Source organism: Rhodococcus chondri (assembly GCF_036327435.1).
Classification (GTDB): Bacteria; Actinomycetota; Actinomycetes; order Mycobacteriales; family Mycobacteriaceae; genus Rhodococcus; species Rhodococcus chondri.
Genome location: NZ_JAUZMZ010000127.1, coordinates 1 through 14287 on the forward strand (window position 1 = coordinate 1; position 14287 = coordinate 14287).

At 67.4% G+C, this 14287-nt stretch carries 15 protein-coding genes and 1 pseudogene; 4 read left to right on the forward strand and 12 right to left on the reverse strand.

Translation table 11 applies throughout. The features are described 5' to 3' along the window. Positions 1-841 (reverse strand): annotated as a pseudogene (locus Q8814_RS19100) (indolepyruvate ferredoxin oxidoreductase family protein); the annotation flags it as partial. A 268-nt stretch (positions 842-1109) separates the two neighbouring features. Here Q8814_RS19100 and Q8814_RS19105 point away from each other — a divergent pair. Both Q8814_RS19105 and Q8814_RS19110 read left to right on the forward strand, forming a co-directional pair. Beyond that, positions 1110-1763, forward strand: coding sequence for a hypothetical protein (locus Q8814_RS19105; protein WP_330153568.1), 654 nt, complete (start codon positions 1110-1112; stop codon positions 1761-1763). Beyond that, a complete protein-coding gene (locus Q8814_RS19110; protein WP_330153569.1) occupies positions 1760-2434 on the forward strand; it encodes a hypothetical protein in 675 nt (224 codons plus the stop codon). The genes Q8814_RS19105 and Q8814_RS19110 overlap by 4 nt, the downstream gene beginning before the upstream one ends. A 58-nt stretch (positions 2435-2492) precedes the next feature. Here Q8814_RS19110 and Q8814_RS19115 read toward each other — a convergent pair whose 3' ends face one another. From Q8814_RS19115 to Q8814_RS19145, 7 genes are read right to left on the reverse strand one after another with little or no spacing between them, the layout of a single operon-like run. Continuing rightward, positions 2493-2705: a DUF4287 domain-containing protein gene (locus Q8814_RS19115; RefSeq protein ID WP_330153570.1), complete on the reverse strand. Its 213-nt coding sequence runs from the start codon at positions 2703-2705 to the stop codon at positions 2493-2495. A gap of 29 nt (positions 2706-2734) precedes the next feature. Further along, a complete protein-coding gene (locus Q8814_RS19120; protein WP_330153571.1) occupies positions 2735-3145 on the reverse strand; it encodes a hypothetical protein in 411 nt (136 codons plus the stop codon). A gap of 38 nt (positions 3146-3183) precedes the next feature. Continuing rightward, entirely contained in the window at positions 3184-3690 is a 507-nt protein-coding gene (locus Q8814_RS19125) for a hypothetical protein (protein ID WP_330153572.1), read from the reverse strand. Positions 3691-3728: 38 nt separating this feature from the next. Continuing rightward, a complete protein-coding gene (locus tag Q8814_RS19130) occupies positions 3729-4490 on the reverse strand; it encodes an ABC transporter ATP-binding protein (RefSeq protein ID WP_330153573.1) in 762 nt (253 codons plus the stop codon). Further along, positions 4487-6172, reverse strand: a complete 1686-nt coding sequence (locus tag Q8814_RS19135) for a dipeptide/oligopeptide/nickel ABC transporter permease/ATP-binding protein (protein WP_330153574.1) — start codon at positions 6170-6172, stop codon at positions 4487-4489. The genes Q8814_RS19130 and Q8814_RS19135 overlap by 4 nt, the downstream gene beginning before the upstream one ends. Then, positions 6169-7164, reverse strand: coding sequence for an ABC transporter permease (locus tag Q8814_RS19140; protein ID WP_330153575.1), 996 nt, complete (start codon positions 7162-7164; stop codon positions 6169-6171). The genes Q8814_RS19135 and Q8814_RS19140 overlap by 4 nt, the downstream gene beginning before the upstream one ends. Continuing rightward, entirely contained in the window at positions 7164-8804 is a 1641-nt protein-coding gene (locus Q8814_RS19145) for an ABC transporter substrate-binding protein (RefSeq protein WP_330153576.1), read from the reverse strand. The genes Q8814_RS19140 and Q8814_RS19145 overlap by 1 nt, the downstream gene beginning before the upstream one ends. 370 nt (positions 8805-9174) lie before the next feature. On the opposite strand from Q8814_RS19145, the gene Q8814_RS19150 reads away from it, so the two are divergent. Next, positions 9175-9498: a PASTA domain-containing protein gene (locus Q8814_RS19150; RefSeq protein ID WP_330153578.1), complete on the forward strand. Its 324-nt coding sequence runs from the start codon at positions 9175-9177 to the stop codon at positions 9496-9498. A gap of 49 nt (positions 9499-9547) precedes the next feature. On the opposite strand, the gene Q8814_RS19155 is transcribed toward Q8814_RS19150, so the two are convergent. From Q8814_RS19155 to Q8814_RS19165, 3 genes are read right to left on the reverse strand one after another with little or no spacing between them, the layout of a single operon-like run. Continuing rightward, positions 9548-10657, reverse strand: coding sequence for an LLM class flavin-dependent oxidoreductase (locus Q8814_RS19155; protein WP_330153579.1), 1110 nt, complete (start codon positions 10655-10657; stop codon positions 9548-9550). Next, on the reverse strand, positions 10657-11508 hold the full coding sequence (gene thiM, locus Q8814_RS19160; RefSeq protein WP_330153580.1) for a hydroxyethylthiazole kinase: 852 nt from the start codon (positions 11506-11508) through the stop codon (positions 10657-10659). Before thiM ends, Q8814_RS19155 begins: the two co-directional genes overlap by 1 nt. A gap of 60 nt (positions 11509-11568) precedes the next feature. Next, positions 11569-12447 carry a sulfurtransferase gene (locus Q8814_RS19165; RefSeq protein ID WP_330153581.1) on the reverse strand — a complete coding sequence of 293 codons (879 nt, stop codon included), beginning with the start codon at positions 12445-12447 and terminating at the stop codon, positions 11569-11571. 98 nt (positions 12448-12545) lie between these two features. Between Q8814_RS19165 and Q8814_RS19170 the strand changes: the two genes are divergently transcribed. Continuing rightward, positions 12546-13235 (forward strand): GntR family transcriptional regulator, encoded by a 690-nt coding sequence (locus Q8814_RS19170; protein ID WP_330153582.1) that lies wholly within the window; start codon positions 12546-12548, stop codon positions 13233-13235. A gap of 29 nt (positions 13236-13264) precedes the next feature. Here the strand turns inward: Q8814_RS19170 and Q8814_RS19175 are convergent. Further along, on the reverse strand, positions 13265-14287 hold a 1023-nt coding region (locus Q8814_RS19175), incomplete at its 5' end, for a [protein-PII] uridylyltransferase family protein (protein ID WP_330153583.1).

A 14287-nucleotide genomic window follows, 5' to 3' on the forward strand; every position in this document is an offset into this window, starting at 1 on the left:
TGACGTCGAGGTTGTTGGCCTTGCCGTAGGCGTGGACCATCTTCCATCGCGGACCGTACAGGTCGGCCTCGGAGATGACGCTGTCGCTCGGCGCAGCCATCGGGCGCTGCCGGTAGGCGAACGGTTTTCCTTGCCACTCGATTTCGGGAACGGCGATGTCGAGGTCCGAGACCGAGCCGTCGACCGACCAGGCGCCGTCGGCGACGTCGGCGACGATCTTGAGCGCGACGACGCAACCCGACGCGCGCGAGAGTGCGACCCCGTGCAGGCCCATCGTGACGATCTCGGCGGCGTTGCGCGGAAACAGCACCGGGATGCCGAGGGCGGCGAGGGACCGCTCGCTCACGGCCGGGACCGTCGACGACTTGGACGCCGGGTCGTCGCCGACCATGAGCAGCACACCGCCGTTGGGATCGACGCCGTACATATTGGCGTGGCGCAGCGCGTCGGTGGCGCGATCCAGGCCCGGTCCCTTGCCGTACCAGACACCGACGACGCCGTCGTGGGTCGGTGTGCCCGCGCCGAGTTGTCCCTGGCTGCCCCACACCGATGTCGCAGCGAGTTCCTCGTTGAAGCCGGGCACGAAGGTGATGTCGTGTTCGGCAAGGACCTTCGGCATGCCGTGCAGCAACTTGTCGAGGCCGCCGAGGGGGCTTCCGGGATATCCGGAGACGAAGGTGGCGACCCGGCGTCCGTCGCGGATGTCGCGCACGTGCTGTTCGACGAGTTGCCGCGCGATCGCCTGGACGCCGGTGAGCAGTACCGTGCCCGAGCCGGAGCGGTACCGGTCTCCCAGGTCGTAGGGAACGCGTTCGCTTTCGCGGATCGCGGTTTCCGTCATCGCACACCACCGTTCGTTCGCTTGCGACATCGGTTGTGCCGTGTCGCTCGGATCACATCATTCGGTGTAGCAATAGTCGTCTGAGCTGATTGAAACAGTCAACAAGAGATTTCTAAACACAACATTCTGATCAGGTGTGACGCACGACACACCAGCTCGGTGTGCAGAGTGCTCAGCCGGAGCGGGTTTGACCATTCGTTAAGCAAGGCTTACCTTCATAGCGTCCGCGTTCGTCGATGAGCCCAGCGCTCCCAGCCGGAAGAAGCCTGTGCCTGCACCCGACAGCTCTCTCACCACCGCTCCCCTGCCGCCCGCGCGCACTCCCACCACGATCGCGCCCGTCCTCCACGTCTCCATGGGCTCCGACAATCTCGCCGGAACCGCCGAGGATGATCCGCGCGTGGGCCGGGTGGACCTCTACCGGCTGCCCCTCACGGACCTGACCTCCGTCCGCGGCCTGATCATCGGAGGCGGAACCGACCAGATCTTCCTCGAACGCCACCGAGAGTTGCTCACCGCGTTCGTCACCGCGGGAGGCCGCGTCGCGGTCATGGGGCACGCGCTCACCGATTTCCTTCCCGGACTCGGTGTCTGGCGCAAGCTCGCGTACACCGGCCCGAAAGATCTCGCGATCACACTCGGCGATCCACACCCGGTCTGGGACGGCGTGGATCCCGCCGACCTGAGCTCTCGCAGTGGCGTGACCGGGTTCTACGCCCGCGGTTACCTCGACAAGATCCCCGAAGACGCAGTCGTCACCACCCGCATCGGACGGCACGCGCTCCCCCTCGACTACGTCTATCCGCTGGGCGAGGGCCAGGTGCTCGCGCACGGCGGTAACGACCTCACCGGCTGGAAGAACGACCCGAACAGCTCCTCCCGGCTGACCGTGCAACTGATCGATTGGCTGATGCAGCGATGACAACCGTCGAACCCTTCTCCCGCACCGACCGCGCCCCGCAGCGCGGCCGCCGCCTCGCCATCGTCCACGGGGGTTCCTACTTCCACCTCCAGACGATGAAGGACCCGGCGGTACTCGCCTACCAGCCGGACTTCCTCTACCTTCCCGACCTGCAACCCGGCGACCTGGACGAGTACGACGCCGTCGTCGTCGGGGATCGGCTGCACCCGGAGTTGGTCGCGCGCAACGCCGCACAGTTCCGTTCCGTGGCCGAGCGCGGCGCAACACTGGTTGCGCTCGGCGAAAGCGGCGCCCACACTTGGCTTCCCGGCGTGCACTGGGAACCGCGACCGACGAACTTCTGGTGGTGGCTGACGAAGGAGGATCCGATGATCCGCACCCGCAGCCACGGCCACGAATCGTGGCGGTACCTCACGAGCAAATCCGTGATCTGGCACCACCACGGCATTCTCAACACCGACGCGGACGTGGTACCGCTGCTGGTGTCCGAAGAACCCGACAGCGACGGCACCGTCCGCGATGCCGGCATGATGCTGTACGAAGACACGGTCACCACACCCGGCCGCATCATCGTCACCACACTGGATCCGATGTACCACCACGGCAGCAACTTCATGCCGGGCGCCACTCGCTTCTTGTACGCACTGCTGCGCTGGATCGACAACACCTGAGGACGTCGGATACGTGACCCCGCCGTCCCGCTCCGGTCCGGCGGTGGGTCCGGCGATCCTACGAAGTTTCCGAATCCTTCAAGGTATGGGCGACAAGCGCATTGGCGTGTCCGTGTCCCATGCCGTGCTCGGCTTTCAGCCAGTTCACCAGCTCCATGTGCTTGCTGTGTCCGGAACCGCGGATCAATGTCTTCCATTCCTCGATAGGGCGGCCGTACTTCTTTTCGATGGACGGAAAATACGATTCGGGGCCCTTGACGGTGTCGCTCATGGTCGGAAAGTAGCCGACGTGTCCGACAATTACGGTCGAAATCGCCGCATCCATCGCGAGGCGAGCGCGGTGACCACCGCGACCGCGGTTCCTCCGACTGAGCAGCCCACCACAAGCAGGAGCAGGCCCACGCCCCACAACCCGGTCTCGTCGGCTGCCGCCGCGTCGCGTCCCCACGCGAATGCGAATCCTGCGGTCGCGCACGCGACCACTGCCCCGGCAGGCCCCGTCGCGCACCTCACCGCCAGACATCCGAGGACGACGATCGCGATGAGCGTGGCAGCGCACGCGACCACCTGCGCCGGCGAGTACGGACCCTCGACACGGCCGTCGGGCAGTCGCCGGTAGCCCGACTCCCATCCCAGCCAGGCGACCCAGGTCAGCGCTGCCGACACGGTCACCGACAGCAGAACCAGGGTGGTACGGACAGCCGACGGCATGAGCAGAACCGTACCGGCCGACGGCCGTCCACGTTCCGTCAGGAGACGACGTCGTACACCTCGTCGGCGGGCGCGGCCAGGAGCCGGTCGGCCATCTCCTGTTTGAGCACCGTCAGGCGCTGCTCCTCCGCCTCGCTGCGAGCGGTCTTGCGACCGAGGGAGATGAATTCGTCGGTGACGAAGCCCTCCCGCACCTCGAGTCGCACGGTGCTGCCGCGATAGGTCAGTTCGAACACGTACCGCTCGAGTGTCTCGCCGCGGTCGGTCCGCTCGAGTGCCGAATCGACGGTGAACCGCCCTTCGGTCACCGCCCGGGTGACGGCCTCGAACGTGTCGCGCACGCCCGGGCCGCGATGCGCGGTGGTCACCGAGATCTCGCGGCGCTCGGCCGGGCCGCCGGGGCTCAAGGCCGGGAGGGCACGTTCGAGCACCTTCACGGCATGCGCCACACCACCGGGGAATCCGGGGCCGTGGTACTTCATGATGTCGTCGAGGGTGTATTCGATGAGTGTTCCGCTGTCGGCGATCCGTATTGCTGAGGTCATGTCGGGTTCTCCTTGTTCGTTCGGTGGGTTGTGTTCATTCAGTGGGCGCCGGTCGCGGCGGCCACGAGGGCTGCGGTGTACTGGTGTGAGGGGTTGGCGAGAACTGTTGCGGTGCTTCCTGTTTCCACGATTCTGCCGTCGCGCATCACCACGATGCGGTCGCAGCTGTGTCCCGCGAGGGCAAGGTCGTGGGTGATGTGGACAACGGCGAGGCCCTGGGTCCGCGCGAGTTCGGTCATCAGGTCGACGATTTCCAGGCGCAGCGACGCGTCGAGGCCGCTGGTCGGTTCGTCGGCGAGCAGGAGCCGTGGCCGGGTGACCAACGCCCTCGCGAAGGCGACACGCTGCCGCTGGCCGCCCGACAACTCGTGCGGATAGCGGGCCGCGAAGTCCGTGGCCGGCGCGAGCCGCACGGCCTCGAGCGCCTCGAGTACCGCGGCACGCCGGCTGTCGCGGGTGCCGATCCGGTGGATCACCATCGGCTCCGCGACGATCTCACCGACCCGCAGTCCCGGTGGTAGCGACGCGTACGGGTCCTGGAACACCAGGTGCATGCCGCGGCGCAGAGCCCTGCCACGTCGCCGGGCAGCTGCAGTCAGGTCGATACCGTCGAATCGGATACTGCCCGCGGTCGGAGTCACGAGCCCGGCAACCGCGCGCGCGACGGTCGACTTCCCGGCTCCGGACCCACCGACGAGTGCGACCGATTCACCGGCAGCCACCTGCAGGTGCACGCCGTCGACGGCCGGTACCCCGTTGTAGACCACCGACAGAGAAGCGATCTCGAGCAGCGCACTCATCCGGTCACCTTCTGCAGAACGGGTACCAGGCGCGGCGCAGACTCGACGAGCCGGCGCGTGTACGGATGCTGCGGCTCGGTGGTGATCTGCCGAGTCGTGCCGATCTCGACGAGTTCACCGTCCTTCATCACCGCGATGCGGTCGGCGATGCGTTCGATGACGGGCAGGTTGTGCGTGACGATCAGCAACGCGAGCGCATGGCGGGTCCGCAAGTGGTCGAGCAACGCGAGCACTTCGGCTTCGCGGAGCACGTCGAGACCGCTGGTGGGCTCGTCGGCGACGATGACGTCCGGTTCATTGGCCAGCGCCATCGCGATGACGACGCGCTGACGCATGCCGCCGGACAGTTGGTGTGGATAGGCATCCACACGGTCGGTGCCGAGGCCGACCTGCGTCAGCAGTTCGAGAGTCCGCTCCCGCGCCTCGCCGCGCGGGCACGAGCGGTGTGCGAGAACGGCCTCGTCGAGCTGGGATCCGATGGTCCGTACCGGGTTCAGCGCGCTGAGTGCTTCCTGGGGAATGAGGGAGATCCGGTTGCCGCGCATCGCACGGAGTTCCGCGGACGGCATCGTCGCGACTTCTCGGCCCGACACCAGCACACCACCGGACGCGATGTGCGCTGCGGGAGGCAGGAGTCCCAGGACTGCGGCGGCGACCGTGGACTTGCCGCTCCCCGACTCGCCGACCAGCCCGACGAGCTCCCCGGGGGCGACCGTGAACGAAATGTTGGTGGCGCCGCGACCGTCCCGGCCGTAGACGACGGTGAGGTCGTCGACCACCAGGGGGTCGCGGCCGGCCGACGCAGGCAACTCGAGCGGTGCGGTCGTCCGGACACGCGCGCGTCGGCGCGGGAGGAGGGCAGGGCGCGATCGTTCTTCGATCGCGTTGCCGAGCAGGGCGAATCCGAGGACCGTGACGGCGATCGCCGTGCCGGGCGGTAGCACCCACCACAGCCAGGCATCGGTGAGGAATGCGTTGCGCGAGTGGGCCATCGACAGCATCGATCCCCAGCTGGCCTCGGAGATGTCGCCGAGACCGAGGAACGCCAGCGACGCCTCGAGCAGAATCGCAGTCTTCACCGTGAGCACGAACTGCGGAATCACGAGCGGCACGACGGCGGGAAGAATGTGCCGGCGCAGCACATACAGCGGTCCGGCGCCCATGGCCCGTTCGGCCTGAATGTAGTCGCGTTCGCGCAGCGTGAGCACCTGTGCGCGCAGTTCACGGGCCAGCCCGGCCCACAGCACCCCCGAGATCACCATGATCCGAGTGGTCAACCCCGGACCTGCAAAGACCCCGATGACGATCGTCAACGGCAGCACCGGCAACGACAGCACGACATCGACGATCCGCATGAGAATCGTGTCCACCGCGCCGCGCCCATAGCCCGCGACGACGCCGACCGCCGTGCCGAGCGCGGTCGCGACGAGGGCCGCGACGATCCCGACGAACATGGAGATCCGAGCGCCGTGGACGAGCATCGACAGCAGGTCGTGGCCGACATCGTCGGCCCCGAGCCAGTGCGCCGCGGACGGACCCGCGAACGGGCGGGCGACGCGCTCGGCCGGGTCGTACGACGCAAGCCACGGTGCCGCGATCGCGCACACCAGCAGCGTCCCCAGGATGACCGCACCGACGAGCGCGAGGCGCTGTGACCGGGTCTTCGTACCGAGAACGGTCATGCGGGCACTCCTTCCGGGACTTTGCCCGCGGCGCGGTCCTTGCGCACTCGCGGGTCGAGCAGCGGGTAGGTCAGATCGGCGAGGAGGTTCGCCACCAGGATGCCGACGGTCGCGAGCAGGAAGGCGCCCTGCAGCAGGGGGTAGTCCCGTGCGGTGACCGCGTCGAAGGTGAGTTTGCCCAGCCCCGGATACGCGAAGACCGATTCGACGACGACGGCGCCCGAGAGCAGCACACCGATCGTGAGGGAGAGCGTCGTATAGACCGGCAACAGCGCGTTGCGCAGAGCGTGACCTACAGCGACACGGTATTCACCGAGCCCCTTGGCGCGGGCGAGACGAATGAACGGTTCGTCGAGCACACCCACCATCGACGCGCGGGTCATGAGGAAGAACCCTCCCACGCCGGCGATGGTCAAGGTGGCGACCGGCAGGACCATGCGGGAGGCGACTTCGGCGAGCCATTCGACACCGGTCGCGTGGATCGCGGCCGCCCCGTACGAGGGGAACCAGCCGAGACTCACCGAGAACACGGAGATGAGGATCATGCCGATCCAGAATCCGGGCATCGAGTCGAGCGCGAGAACGGTGACGACCGTACCGGTTTCCTTCGCGGTGCCGCGCCGCCAGGCGGCCCACGTCCCGAGCAGGCTGCCGACGACGAATGCGAGCACGGTTGCGATGCCGACGAGGGCGACGGTCCAGGGCAGCTTGTCCCACAGCACATCCACGACCGGCCGGTTGTGCTGCACGGAGGTCCCGAGGTCTCCGTGCAGCAGACCGGACCAGAACGAGACGTACTGCTCGAGAACCGGCCGATCGAGTCCGTATTCCGCGCGCATCTGCTCGAGGTACACGGGGTCGAGCGACTGCTGGTCGCCGCCGTAGAGGTAGTCGACGGGATCTCCCGGCGCCAGTTGCGGCAGCGCGAAATTCAGTGTCACCGCGGCCCACAGCACAAGGGCGTACTGTCCCGCTCGGCGAAGGACGCTCATCAGTCCTGCGGCGCTTGCGCGTCGGCGGCTTCGACGACATCGGCGGGCAGGAAGGACCACTTGTGGACGATGCCGTATCCGGGGGTCTCGATCCAGCCGGCGAAGGTGTCGGCGCGATAGGCCCACGCTTCGTCGGGGTAGTACAGGGCGATCGCGGTGGGCTGACGGTTGAACAGCTTCTGCATTTCCTGCATGGCCGCGATGCGCGATTCGTTGGTTTCGGTGGCGCGCCACTTCTCGTACAGGGCGTCGAACTCGGGGTATGTCAGATCGGGGTGCTGCCACAGGTAGCCCGAGCGGTGCGACATGATGAACTGCGTCGAGTCGGCCACGGCGTGCGGGCTGTTGGTGGCGACGAGCAGATCGTAGTTCTTCTTCGACGACGCGTCCGAGAGCGAACCCGCATCGAGCGGCGTGACAGCGACGTCGATGCCGACCTCTCCGAAGTCTTCGGCGAGCAGTTCGGCGGCCCGGACATGCGGCGCGTTTCCGCCGTTGACGACCAATGTGAACGTGACGTCCTCGCCGGCCGGGTTCTCGCGGCTGCCGTCACCGTCGGTGTCGGTCCAGCCGAGAGAGTCGAGCAGAGTATCGGTCTGCCCGGGGTCGTACGGGGTCGAAGCGTCGGGATCGGCGAACGGTGCGTCGGGGTGCACGTAGCCCTGGGCACCGGGACGGCCCTGTCCGAGGCCGACGGTCTCGAGCATCTGGTCACGGTCGACGGCGAAGTTCAGCGCGGCCCGGAAGTCTGCCTGAGCGAACGGTTCACGAGTGAAGTTGAGTTTCAGTTCGGGGTAGCTCAGCGGCGCGGCGGTCACGACGTCGATGTCGTTCGATGCCGTGAACTGATCGACCAGCTCGGGGGTCAGTGCCCTGTCGGCAGCGTCGATCTGTCCGGAGCTCAGAGCGGTGAAGGCGGCGGAGGAGTCGGCGATCACCGGCATGACGAGTTCGTCGACGGTCGGGGTGCCCGCGAAGTAGGCGGGATTGGCCTCGAAGCGGTATCCGGTGGTGGGACTGTAGTCGACGAGTTTGTACGGCCCGGTGCCGATCGGGTAGTCGGTGACATCTTTCGCCTTCGCCGGGTCGATCTTCGACCAGTAGTGCTCGGGCAGCACCGGAAGGTCGGCGAGGGTCACGGTGCCGAGTTCGGGGCACGAGTAGTCGCACACGAATCGCACCGAGTTCGGGCCTGTCGCTTCGACGGTCGAGATCGACGGGGTGTCGTTGACGTGATGGGTGAAGCGTCCCGTCGGGGCGGCGTGCATGAAATGGAAGCTGAAGACGACGTCTTCTGCGGTGAATGCCTCGCCGTCGTGCCAGGTGACGTCGTCGCGCAGGTCGACATCCCAGGTGGTCGCGTCGACCTGCCGCACGCCGGTGGCGAGCCACGGCTGCGGGTCGGCGACGTACGGCGACGGCGCGAGGAGCTTGTCGTAGACGAGTTCGGTCATCTGATCCGTCTGGCCGGCGAAGATGTTGACCGGTCCGCTGTCCTTCGACAGGGCGATGGTGAGAGAGTCCGCGGTGTCGGGCCCGCCGCCGGTCGCCGCCGGGCCGGAGGAACCGCATGCGGCGGCGAGAAGCGCCGGTACGAGAACCACTGGAAGGGCGTGCATACGCCGGTTGCTGAGGGTCACGGGCATCACATTCTCTTAAGCCTGCTTTGGCTAACCTAATTTTGGTTAGCCAGACCTTATAGCAAGGTGAGGGAAACGATCAATCCACCCCTAACCGCAGCGCACGAGGGTCGCAGCATCGAAAACCGACTTGCACACCGGTGTACCATCTATGACGTAACACACACTTCGCCGACAGCCACGGCGAGAGCATGGACGATGCGCTAGGGTTTCACCCCCGTCCGGTATGCCTCTTTGCAGGGGGTCCCGCCCGCCGATGCGCATCCGGCCTTCGCGTGTAGTTGTTCCACGCCGACCGGCCGACGACCGCCGGGCCACCGCGCCGGGCAGAGCACTCGAATAGCGAAAACGTCTCCGAAAGGAGGCCGTCATGCGTACGACCCTTTCGGCCGCGGCGTGTGCCGCCGCCGGCGCCCTGCTCCTGAGCCCCCTGGCCGCGGGGGTGGCCACCGCCCAACCCGGCCCACACGTCGTGGGCATGTCCCAGGAACAGGCCACCACCACATTGAGAGAGGCGAACGTCCCCTATCGCATCATCAACCGCGCCGGCAGCACGATGCAGGACTGCCGGGTCACCGAGCAACGCGATCTCGGGTACGACGTCGAAGTCAGCTACGACTGGGACGGTAAGGAGTGGGACAAGATCGAGACCAAGGTGTGGCGCGGCATCGGCCTGACCATCTTCTGCAACTGACTGCCGCACGGCCGGCGGCCGGTTTCCCGTGCCGCCGGCCGGGGCAGGTTCAGAGCTCGCGGAAGCGCGGGATCAACTGCTCGGCAACGTGCTTCGCCTCGTCGATCAATGGCCACCCGGCCAGGATCAGCGTGGTCAGCCCGGTCTTGTCGCGCAGCGTGCGCACGTGTCCGGTGATCTCGTCCGGCGTTCCCGCGTAGTACACGGCCGACGAACCGGTCGCGAAGATGTCCAGGGGCGACCATGCCGTGATGCCCGCGTACAGTCCGTCGCCGAGATAGAGATCCTGCGGTTCGGGAAGCTTGCCGGCATTGATCGTGTCGACCCATCCCTGCCGCTGGGCGTCTCTCGCCGTGAACGTCTTCAGGTCCTGGCGGCCGCCGGTACGGCGACGGACGGCCTGGTCGAGCACCTCGCTGATCCGGTCGATTCCGGTCTTCTCGAACAGTGAACGGAACCGATCGAGCGCCTCGGCCTGCGTCGGCCGCACGATGACGCCGGACAGCGCCCCGAAATCGGTGTATGCGCGCTCGTCGACGGCGGCGGCCTCACGCGCCGCGGTGAATTTCGCGTCGACGAAGGCGGTCTCGCGCAACATGATCAGGTAGGCATCGAGGACTTTGCCCGCGTTCTGCAGCCCGGCCGGGGAATCACCGGTGCCCCAGAGGGGTACCGCGTGGCCGCCGGCGGGGGGATCGATGCGCAGGGGCGTGTTCGGGAAGTTCGATTCCGTTCCCTCGGCGTAGAGGCGACGGAAATCGGCCCAGTACTGCTCCCCCAGTTCGTAGCGTCGATCGTGCTCGACGTTCATGTCGTACTTGGTGAGGATGTTCTCGCGCCCGTTGACGGAGTTGATCATCAATCTGCCGCCGCTGAACGCGTCGAAGGTGAGCGCCTTCTCGGCGAGCAGGCGCGCGGGAGTCATGTTGGCGTAGACGGCCACCAGAAACTTCATCCGGCTGGTGTGGGCTGCGGCCCACGTCGCGGAGACGAACGGATCGTTGGGCCAGGTCGCGACGAGTGCGCCGTCGAAGCCACCGTCGTCGATGGTTTTCGCCAGTTCGATCTGCCGTGCTGCGTCGACGGGATACAAGCCGTCGGGAGTCCACGGGTAATCGCCGTCGGCCTGGGTGAGATACCAGAAAGTCTTGATGCCCATCAGTTCTCATCCTTCTCGACGGGGTGGAAAGCTTCGATGCGGGCTCGCGACCGCAGAGTGTCGGTGTCCACTGTGAAAAGCGCATCGAGGTACGCCACCGCGAACGAGCCCGGGCCGGAGGAATTTTCCTCGGCGATCTCGGAGGCGACCGCGACGTGGGTGTGGGCGGCGGCGAGGCCGATCAGCGGCGTGGGCGCCACCGCGAGATACGCGGCGACGAGTCCACCGAGGGAACATCCGGTGGAGGTCACGCGGGGCAGCATCGCGCTGCCACCGGCGATGCGCAGGCCGGCGACACCGCCGTTGCCGTCGCGGCCGACCAGATAGTCGACGGGTCCCGACGCGGACACCGCATCGGCGTGTGTGAGCAGTGCCAGCGCGGAGGGGATCGCGGCGGCGGCCTCGTCGGCGCTGTCCACTCCGCGGGTGTCCCCGCCGCGTCCGGCAAGCGCGATGATCTCGGAGGCGTTGCCGCGGATCGCGGTGGGACGGTACTTCAACAGGTCGGCGGCGAGTCCGGTACGCCACGGGAGACCGCCGACACCGACCGGGTCGAGCACCCACGGTATGCCTGCATCGTGCGCAGCCTCGGCGGCAGCGGTGAACGCGGCCGCCGTCCCATCGTCCGGTGTCCCCAGGTTGATCAGAACGCCCCCGGCGAGGCGCGCAAAACCGCCTGCCTCATGGACGTTGTCGATGTGGGCGTTGCTGGCACCGGCGGCGAGCAGCACGTTGGTCAGGAAGTTCGCGGACACGATGTTCGTCAGGGATTGCACCAGCGGTGTCTGTGCACGCAGCGCGTCGAGGGCCGCGGCGAGATCGTCGAGGGTCGGGGTATTCGGGTGGGTCAACGGGGTTCCTGTCGGAGAAGGTTCGAAAAGGAGTGCGCGGTCAGAACGAGGAACATCGCTTCACGCGTCGGCGCTCCCTTCGGAAATCATCGGCAACGCCGGATCGGCAGCCCATTCCTCGAGGGATCCGTCGTAGACCGCGACACCGTCGTGGCCGGACTGCACCAGCGCGAGGGCTGCCAGGCACGCGGAGACACCGCCGCCGCAGTACAGGACGAGGGGACGCTCCGCACCGGGGAGCGCTGCATCGGTGAGTTCGACAAGTTGTGGCACCGGGCGCAGCACGCCGGCGTCGAGCAGGCTCTTCGCCGGCAGGTTGCGGCTGCCCGGAATGTGTCCACGTCGTGCGTAGCGCGTGGTCGCGGTGCCCGCGAACTGCTCGGGGTCGAGCGCACAGACCAGCGTTCCCGGTGCGCTGCCGGTACCGACGGCGAGGACGTCGTCGCGGTCGCGCCACAGGCCGTGATCGACGAGGTCTGTGCGGGTTTCGGCGCCGGGTCCGCGTTCGCCGCGACCGGAGCCCACGGGCAGTCCGAGCGAGGTCCAGCGCTCGAGGCCACCGTCGAGGACCCGTGCGCGGACTCCGACATTGCGCAGCATCCACCACAGGCGCGCGGCCCACGTCATCGCGCCGTGGTCGTAGACCACGATCTCGGAGTGCGGTTCGACGCCGAGCCGGGCCAGTGCGGCCGCGAGCTGTTCCGGCGCCGGGCGGGTGAAGTGCAGGGCCGTATCCGGGGCACTGAAGTCGCCGAGCAGATCGGCGTGGGCCGAGCCGGGGAGGTGCGCACGCTCCCAGGACGCATATCCCGATTCGGGGCGGTAGTCGCCGTCGAAGCGGGGCTTGGGGAAGGACACGGTGGCGTCGAGAATCGCGTAGGCGCCCGGGTTACCGGCCAGTTCGTCGGCGCCGATCAACGGCGAGCTCTCCTCGATCACCTTGGCGACGCTAAACGACGAATAACGTATACGCAAGTATCCACACGTCGTCGGATGGCATAATCTCTGCGACACCGAGCCGATCGACGGGGAAGACGATGACCGACCAGGACACCAGTGCCGAACTGACGAGTTCACTGCTCGCCGAGCCGCCCACCGGTCGCGACGACCAGACATCCAAGCAGTACCTGCGCCTGCGCGCGGATATCCTCGCCGGCAAGTTCCCGCGCGGCGCGGCACTGCACGAAACCCAGCTCAGCGAGACCTACGGCGCCTCCCGCACTCCCATCCGGGAAGCGCTGAACTGGCTGGCCCACGACGGTCTGCTCGAACGCGCCACCCGCGGGTTCCGGGTTCGCTCCGGCACGCCCGAAGACGTCATCGAAATCTACGCCGCGCGGGTCGCTCTCGAGTCCGAAGCCGCCGGTGCTGCAGCCGTCCGCCACACCGACCTGGACCTGGCGCGGCTCGAGCAGTTACATCGATTCTGTTGCACCGCAACAGAAGACACGGAAGTGCGCAGCGGAAATTTCCGCTTCCACGAGGCGTTGTGGCAGGCCGCGCACAATGCCACCATCACCGCGCTGCTCGTCCGCCTCACCACGCAGCTGCGCATCTACGATTCGGGTCCGCCGTCGAACTACGGCGAAGCCGACCTGCTCAACGACGAGCACACCCGCATCCTCGCGGCCATCCGCGACCGCGACGCGGCGGCCGCCCGAGATCACATGCGTCACCATCTCGAGCGCAGCCGCGAGCAGCGCATCAAGATGTTCGCGGGCGGCTGATCACCGGGAGTCGGCTTTCACACCTCGGCTCAGTGTCCGTTGCCGACTCCACCGAAGACGCGCTCCACCACCGCTCGGGCCCGCCGCGTCACCCGCAGGTAGTGGTCGAGGAACTCCGAGGCGTCCGAGTCCGGCCATCCCGCCACGCGAGCCACCGCGCTCAGAAGCCTGCCGGGCCCGGGCAGCTGATCGGTCGGCTTGCCCCGCACCAGAACCAGGGCGTTACGCGCGCGCGTCGCGGTCAGCCAGGATTCCCGCAGGAGTTCGACATCGGCCGCACTGATCAGTTCGGCCGCGCCGATCGCGTCCAGCGTCTTCAGTGTGGACGTGTTGTGCAGCGACTCGATGCGATGCGCGTACTGCAACTGAAGCAGCTGCACCGTCCATTCGATGTCGGCGAGACCACCGCGGCCGAGCTTGGTGTGCGTCGCAGGGTCGGCGCCGCGGGGCAACCGCTCGGAGTCCACGCGCGCCTTGATCCGCCGGATCTCACGGACCGCGTCCTGGGACACACCCCCTTCGGGGTAGCGGACCTTGTCGATCACATGGAGGAACCGCAGTCCCAGGTCCGGGTCGCCGGCCACGGTGTGGGCGCGCAGCAGAGCCTGCACCTCCCACACTTCGGCCCACTGCGTGTAGTACGCCTCGTACGACGTGAGGGTGCGCACCAGCGGACCGCTTCGCCCCTCCGGCCGCAGATTCAGATCGACTTCGAGCGGCGGGTCGGTGCTCGGCGCCCCGAGCAGCTTACGCACCTGCTCGGCCACCGAATTCGACCACTTCACGGCGTCTGCCTCATCGGCATCGGGTAGCGGTTCGCACACGAACAGGACATCGGCATCGGAGCCGTACCCGAGCTCTCCCCCACCGAGACGACCCATCCCGATCACCGCGATCCGGGCCGGCGCCGGGCCGCGGGTCCGCTCGGAATTGCGGACCACGGCGGTCAGCGCTGCCTCGAGAACCGCCGACCACACCGACGACAGCGCGCTGCACACCTCGGGAACGGCGAGCATGCCGAGGACATCCGCGCTCGCGATGCGGGCGAGTTC

What these genes read in the sequence shown, in the direction of transcription:
- Q8814_RS19155 (WP_330153579.1), bottom strand. Translation starts at nt 10,657, where the DNA reads ATGGGCATCAAGACTTTCTGGTATCTCACCCAGGCCGACGGCGATTAC.
- Q8814_RS19125 (WP_330153572.1), bottom strand. Translation starts at nt 3,690, where the DNA reads ATGACCTCAGCAATACGGATCGCCGACAGCGGAACACTCATCGAATAC.
- Q8814_RS19110 (WP_330153569.1), top strand. Translation starts at nt 1,760, where the DNA reads ATGACAACCGTCGAACCCTTCTCCCGCACCGACCGCGCCCCGCAGCGC.
- Q8814_RS19130 (WP_330153573.1), bottom strand. Translation starts at nt 4,490, where the DNA reads ATGAGTGCGCTGCTCGAGATCGCTTCTCTGTCGGTGGTCTACAACGGG.
- Q8814_RS19120 (WP_330153571.1), bottom strand. Translation starts at nt 3,145, where the DNA reads ATGCCGTCGGCTGTCCGTACCACCCTGGTTCTGCTGTCGGTGACCGTG.
- Q8814_RS19170 (WP_330153582.1), top strand. Translation starts at nt 12,546, where the DNA reads ATGACCGACCAGGACACCAGTGCCGAACTGACGAGTTCACTGCTCGCC.
- Q8814_RS19150 (WP_330153578.1), top strand. Translation starts at nt 9,175, where the DNA reads ATGCGTACGACCCTTTCGGCCGCGGCGTGTGCCGCCGCCGGCGCCCTG.
- Q8814_RS19135 (WP_330153574.1), bottom strand. Translation starts at nt 6,172, where the DNA reads ATGACCGTTCTCGGTACGAAGACCCGGTCACAGCGCCTCGCGCTCGTC.
- Q8814_RS19140 (WP_330153575.1), bottom strand. Translation starts at nt 7,164, where the DNA reads ATGAGCGTCCTTCGCCGAGCGGGACAGTACGCCCTTGTGCTGTGGGCC.
- Q8814_RS19115 (WP_330153570.1), bottom strand. Translation starts at nt 2,705, where the DNA reads ATGAGCGACACCGTCAAGGGCCCCGAATCGTATTTTCCGTCCATCGAA.